Raw genomic sequence first — 5,418 nt, 5'->3', positions numbered from 1 at the left:
CCGGCAGTCTTGGGCACCTGCACGCTCACCGTGCCCGCAGGCGTGTCGATCCGCTTGGGTTTGTAGCCGTTGGCATAGCCGTGACGCTCGGGCGTGCGCTCATAATGGCTCGCGCCGAGAAACCGCTCCCGTTCGATCTGCATCGCCAGCTCGAAAGCCCGCGCGAACACCGATGCGATCTCGCCGGGCCCGTGCTCGATCAACTGTTCCAAGACCGCCTCAAGCGCCGTATCCTTCCTGTCCATTCGTTCTTCTCCATGGTTGTGTTGCAAGGCCATGGAATACCAGAATGGGCAGCTTGTGCTGGAGGCGCCCCAGCACGAGCTCACGCCCCGCGTCTCAAGCGAATTTCCAGACCTGAGGGTACAGTACCTCCCACAAGCCCTTCTCTGAGGTGCGGGGTATTGCTGCGACCTCGCAAGAAGTTCGAGCCGCTGGTGCGCCGACAAGGTTTCGAGGACCTCAATGAACCGGACCAGGGTAACGGTGTAGAATTCGGCGACCTCCTCGGCGCTGCCGGGCTCTGTCACGGGCTTCGACCACAAGAAAGCATGATCGAAGTAGGCCTCGAGCCACTGGGTATCGAGGGTCTGGACGATGCTGATCCGCTGAGTGCTGAAATGCATGCGGGCACTCCTTTGTCTCTTGAGATGCCGAGCCGGCGCGGAGCCGGCCCGAGCGGTTGGGAATTGGTCTGGTCGGACGACCGGACCGGCCGGCGTCACGCTGGAAGCCGTGACGCGAGGTCCGTCAGACGGGCGCCATGCCAGCGCAGAGCGGCCGCGTAGCGGTCTGCGGGGGCGTCGGCGTCGGCGAGAAGATCGCGCATCTCTCGCACCGCACGGCCCACGCCCACGGGGTCGGGGCTCAGGCCGTCGAGCAGTCGCTCGGCCTCGCAGTAGAGGTCGAGGCCGCAGTCGCCCGCGATCATGTGCAACAGCTCCGACAAGCTGTTGCCGTGCCGCCGGACGAAGTCGCCGGCGTCGAGCGCCGCGATGAGGGCGCTCTCGATTGGGAAAGTCCTGTTCATGGTCGTCTCCGAGCGCCAGGGGTCGGCCGTCCGGCCGAGCGGAAACCCTGCGCTGTCAAGCACCGCCGGCTTGACCGGCGGTGTAGGTTCGCGGCACGCCTACGCGACGCGCTTGTTGTCGGTCTCACCCACGTTGAGCCCGAGGACACCGCGCAGACCGTCCGTGAGCAGACAGATTTCTTCCACGACAGGGTCGAGCGGATCGATGCACGCGAAATGCCCCATGTAAGGCAGGTTCGGGTCGTCGACTTTCTCGAGTGAGAGCACCGCCAGGATTTGCTCGAGCATCATCCTCGCGCGGGGCGTCACACACTCGTCGTGGGCAAGAATGTCGATGCATCGGTCGACGAGACGGGCAGATTCGTAGCCGCCGAGCAGGCGCGCCGCGTGCCATAGGCCCTGGCAGCGGCTGGAGACAAAGGCGAGGATCGGACAGGTGGAAATCTCCTGTGCAGTCCCGTCGGCGAAGGCGTGTTCTGGAAAGATCTTCATGTTGTGTTCCGGTTGGGGGTCCGCGTCATGCGCGGGTCAAGTGGTCGTCGATCCGGATGCCTCGCGGGTTTGGCTTCTGTCCCTTCTCTCCTTCTTCACTGTTCGGCGTCGTGCCTCGCAGCCTCACCGAGAAGGCTGCGAGTGCCCCGACCCGAACCTTTCGGCGACCTGACAAGGCGCGCTGTGGTTGTGTTCATCGGAAACGACCGTCTGGCGGTCGTTAATGGTCATGATCCCATCCGAGTGCGCCCCAGACGGCTCCGCTGATCCGGCTTCGGTGCCAAGGAAAGTCACCAAGCGCGCCAACTTGCCTGCACGTCTTATTGCCGGTGCGGCGGCGGACGTGGTTTCGGCCCGTCTCGCATGGAGAAGAGACGGGCCGAAACGCCGGCCCCGAACCCGCAACCCGGCACCGCCCCTCCGCGAGAAGAAATTTCTCTGAATCCGGCGTTTTTTGGCGCGCCGTCGTTTTTCGAAAAAGAGGCATCGACCGATCTGCTTTGGAGACAGAGCAAACAGGAGACCCCGCCGTGTCGAAACACTTCTTCTTCAGTCCTTTCCAGCGCCTCGTGGGCGGCAAGCCACCAAAGGCAACGCCGACCGAGGCGAAAACCGCGACGCGCGTGAAGTTGCCGAAGGGCACGAGCGCCCCGGACTGGGCCGAGCCCTCGCCCTTGCCCCATGCTCAAGCTCCGGCGATTCCTTACCCGATCGATTGCCTCACGCCGGGCCTGCGCGAGGTGGTCGAGGCAATCGCGAACAAGACCCAAGCTCCCGTGGCGATCGCTGCACAATCCGTTCTCGCGGCTACTTCGCTGACCTTCGCCAGCCGCGCCAAGGTTCAGACGCTCGGCTCATCGTTCTCGAATGCGGCAAGTTTCTTCGTCCTAATCGCTCTGTCGGGAGAGAGGAAGAGCGCGACCGATGGCTGGGCCATGGGCGGCGTGACCCAAACGGTTTTGGAACTGCGGGAAGAATACACCCAGCAGATCCAGGAACATGAGCACGCGGTGGCGTCGCTGGACCGTGGCGAGGAAAAGCCACCTCGGCCGAGCTGCCCGAACTTCCTGGTGACGGAGCCAACCATCGAAGGTGCCTTCAAGGCCATCTCTTCCGGCGCAGGCTTCCTGGGGTGGGTTTCGGACGAAGCTGCTACCTTCTTTGGTGGCCATTCCATGTCAAAGGAAAAAATGGCCCTGACCTGCGGGATCATCTCCAAGCTTTGGGATGGCGCCTTTTTTATCCGGCCGCGCGTGACGCAGGAAGGCGACGGATACGTTCCGCCTACACCAACGACGCTGAATCTGATGTTCCAGCCTACTTTGATCCCGCAATCATTCGGGAACGAATTTATGCTCGGGCAAGGATTTCTCGCTCGCATGCTCCCGGCCTGGCCAGAAAGCAACATGGGCAATAGGCGCTATCGGCGCAGCGATCCACGCGACGATGCCATCGTGCAGGAATTCCAGGACGTGACCGCAAATGCTCTGCGGACCACTCTCGAAGACCTGGCCGAGAAGTCACTGACGCTCTCCGACGGCGCATTCGAGACATGCGTCGCGTTCCACGATGACATCGAACCCCAATTGGGACGTGGGATGTGGGCCGCCGACATCAGCAGCTTCGCGGGGAAGGCACCGGAACATGCCTGCCGTCTTGCGGCGATCATGACCCTCTACGAGGATCAAACCGCATCGATCGTTTCCGAGGCAATAATGGCGAACGCTTGCGGCATTGTGAGATACCATCTCCAGCAGTTCAAATATCTCTGCGTCGCGGGGACCAATGAAGACGCGGTCGCTCATGCTCAGAATCTTCTGGACTGGCTCAAGAACAACCTCGAGCCGGGGAGCGGTTTCGCGACGGAGATGATTCTGCAAAGGGGCCCCATCGGGACGCGCAAGGCGAAGGTGATGGATCAGGCGTTGGCCGTCCTGATCAAGCATGACTGGATCGCAGGATTGCCGGAAGGAACGGTGATCGCCGGGAAGCCGCGCCGCAAGGCCTATATGCTAAACCCAATGGCATGAGGATCGTGCGGTCTTCCCTGCATCCGATAGATCACGCGCGCTTGGTGTTGAACTCGAGCGTCTTGTCGGACGGCGCGGAGTGGAGGTTGCGGCATTGAGCGGAAAATGTTGAAGACGGGTCGGTTCCACCCCGTGCGGGTAGAATGACCCCGTCTTCAACACGACATAAAAATACGCATATTTTCAGTAATTTGCGGCGGCGGGCGGCGGCGAGGCCGAGGTCCCCTTCAAAGACGCAGGCTCGCCGAGAACGAGCGCCGGGACGCCACGAAGTCGGCGTGATCCCGTGCAGCCCTGACGCCCTCCGCATGATCGTAACTCGCCATCGTGGTCGCCGGGTTGCGGTTGTCGAGCAGAACCGGCGCGATGTAACCGCCCGCTTGGAGTTCTTCGGACGCCTCCGTGGCCACGTTGTCCCGGACACGATGGACACTGATCCTGACCCTCAGATGCTTCTGGGTGAGGTTGCCTGCAAGACGGCCGATTTGCGCGGCCGAGACCCTCGCGCCGACGTCCAGAAGGCTCGGAAACAACGCGCTGCCGTTGTCGAAAAGCGGCCGGAATATTCGCCAGTATTCGTCTACGGCGTCCCAGAGGACCGGGTTCTCCAAGACCCGGTCGTATCCAGCGTGCTCCTTTTCGTATTCCCTTAGTTTCAGCGCGCTACCCGGCAAGCTGACGTGGATATAAGGCCGTTCCAGAAGAATGACGGTCCGGCCAATGTCGAAGTGCGAGAGCGCCCGCGCCCGCTGCGGCACAGCCGCGGCCGCCATGAGGAGCAGGCCGTTGCGATAGTCGCGCGCGGCGAAGAGATCTCTCGGCCCCAATGCGCGAGCCATCTCGATGATCTGCTCTCCAAGGTAGAAGATCGTCGATGCGCCGACCAGCTGTTCGCCGGTCTTGGTCGGGCGCCCCTCGACCTTACCCCGTGCATTGAGGCGGGAGATGACGTGATCACAGGCCACGCTCTTGAAGCCTGGATCGCAGGCGGTGGCGTAGCCGGATTGTATGCGGCCAAGGTAATCGCTCACGCTGCGCGTCGAGACGCCTTCGCGGGCAAGATCGCCGGCATAGGCATGAAAGGTGGCCCCTGTGGGCGTGATTTTGTGACCCGAGTTCTCGCACCACGCAACCCATCTCAGCAAGGCCTGCGCCACAGCCTTCAGATGATCATCGCTCCACTTTCGCTTCCGATTACCCGGCTAGGAATTCATCCTCGCCACCAGCCCGGGCTGCAACTCCTCCGGGAGCCGCGCAACCACAGCCCGGAGGACCTCCTTCGTGGATTTCCCGTTCGTCTTGGGAAGACGCTGGTGTTGGCGGCGGGTGACCGCGATCATGGATGCGTAGGGCATGCCCCACAGCATAGGCGCCGCCACCTGGAGGCGGTGCATTCTGAGAGAACCGAGCTGGTTGCCGTGCTGCACCGAGCACTCCGCGAGGTAGCGCTCAACTTCATGGCGCGATGGGGGAGCGGTCAGCGCGACCTCCGCGTCCCTCCATGCCGCGAAGGCCCGGAGCTCGCGCAGGACCGGGGCAGGCTCGAGCTCTGGGCGGTCAGTCTCCAGGAACGCGCGAACACGTTCAAGAAGGGTAGCAAAATCCGTCGACGGCCTCGTTTCCAGATTTCTTTTCATCGAATGTCAACGGCGGAGTAAAAACCGGCCACGCGGCGGCGCAAAACCAGGCCAGCGACAGGGCGCCAAGCGCCATGGCGCGCGCGCTTGCCGCATAGCTGGCGCGTGCCATGGCGCATTGGCCCGCAGGGCCAATCCTGTGGCGGGTGATCAGGTTCTGGCTTGGGCCTTTCGGGCGCGGCTTTGGCCGAGCCGATAGCTGTCGCCGTTCATCTCGAGGATGTTGACG

Annotated in this window: 7 protein-coding genes; 1 reads left to right on the top strand and 6 read right to left on the bottom strand. The window is 62.7% G+C overall.

The features are described 5' to 3' along the window. The 3 genes from JSE7799_RS19685 to JSE7799_RS08820 form a co-directional block, all read right to left on the bottom strand. Positions 1–245: transposase (locus tag JSE7799_RS19685; protein ID WP_222101728.1), on the bottom strand; the 245-nt coding region annotated here is incomplete at its 3' end. A gap of 476 nt (positions 246–721) precedes the next feature. Beyond that, the gene (locus JSE7799_RS08825) at positions 722–1,030 is read right to left on the bottom strand and encodes a hypothetical protein (protein WP_144431624.1); all 309 of its coding nucleotides are present in this window, start codon (positions 1,028–1,030) and stop codon (positions 722–724) included. A gap of 99 nt (positions 1,031–1,129) precedes the next feature. Then, positions 1,130–1,522, bottom strand: coding sequence for a hypothetical protein (locus tag JSE7799_RS08820; protein ID WP_055663288.1), 393 nt, complete (start codon positions 1,520–1,522; stop codon positions 1,130–1,132). Positions 1,523–2,052: 530 nt separating this feature from the next. On the opposite strand from JSE7799_RS08820, the gene JSE7799_RS08815 reads away from it, so the two are divergent. Further along, positions 2,053–3,552: a DUF3987 domain-containing protein gene (locus tag JSE7799_RS08815; protein ID WP_055663287.1), complete on the top strand. Its 1,500-nt coding sequence runs from the start codon at positions 2,053–2,055 to the stop codon at positions 3,550–3,552. A gap of 227 nt (positions 3,553–3,779) precedes the next feature. Here the strand turns inward: JSE7799_RS08815 and JSE7799_RS08810 are convergent, their stop codons facing one another. The 3 genes from JSE7799_RS08810 to JSE7799_RS21025 all read right to left on the bottom strand — a co-directional run bounded on the left by JSE7799_RS08810 (position 3,780) and on the right by JSE7799_RS21025 (position 5,301). After that, entirely contained in the window at positions 3,780–4,697 is a 918-nt protein-coding gene (locus JSE7799_RS08810; RefSeq protein ID WP_144431623.1) for a hypothetical protein, read from the bottom strand. A gap of 57 nt (positions 4,698–4,754) precedes the next feature. Then, positions 4,755–4,907, bottom strand: coding sequence for a hypothetical protein (locus tag JSE7799_RS21295; protein ID WP_222101727.1), 153 nt, complete (start codon positions 4,905–4,907; stop codon positions 4,755–4,757). A gap of 229 nt (positions 4,908–5,136) precedes the next feature. Beyond that, positions 5,137–5,301, bottom strand: a complete 165-nt coding sequence (locus tag JSE7799_RS21025) for a hypothetical protein (RefSeq protein WP_186201886.1) — start codon at positions 5,299–5,301, stop codon at positions 5,137–5,139. Positions 5,302–5,418 lie beyond the last annotated feature (117 nt).

The sequence above is a fragment of the Jannaschia seosinensis genome, from assembly GCF_001408515.1.
Classification (GTDB): domain Bacteria; phylum Pseudomonadota; class Alphaproteobacteria; order Rhodobacterales; family Rhodobacteraceae; genus Jannaschia; species Jannaschia seosinensis.
This window is presented reverse-complemented; position numbering and strand designations above follow the sequence as displayed.

Bases quoted from the DNA above. Each gene is read 5' to 3' on its own strand.
- JSE7799_RS21295 (WP_222101727.1), bottom strand. From the start codon at position 4,907: ATGCCCTACGCATCCATGATCGCGGTCACCCGCCGCCAACACCAGCGT.
- JSE7799_RS08825 (WP_144431624.1), bottom strand. From the start codon at position 1,030: ATGAACAGGACTTTCCCAATCGAGAGCGCCCTCATCGCGGCGCTCGAC.
- JSE7799_RS21025 (WP_186201886.1), bottom strand. From the start codon at position 5,301: ATGGCACGCGCCAGCTATGCGGCAAGCGCGCGCGCCATGGCGCTTGGC.
- JSE7799_RS08820 (WP_055663288.1), bottom strand. From the start codon at position 1,522: ATGAAGATCTTTCCAGAACACGCCTTCGCCGACGGGACTGCACAGGAG.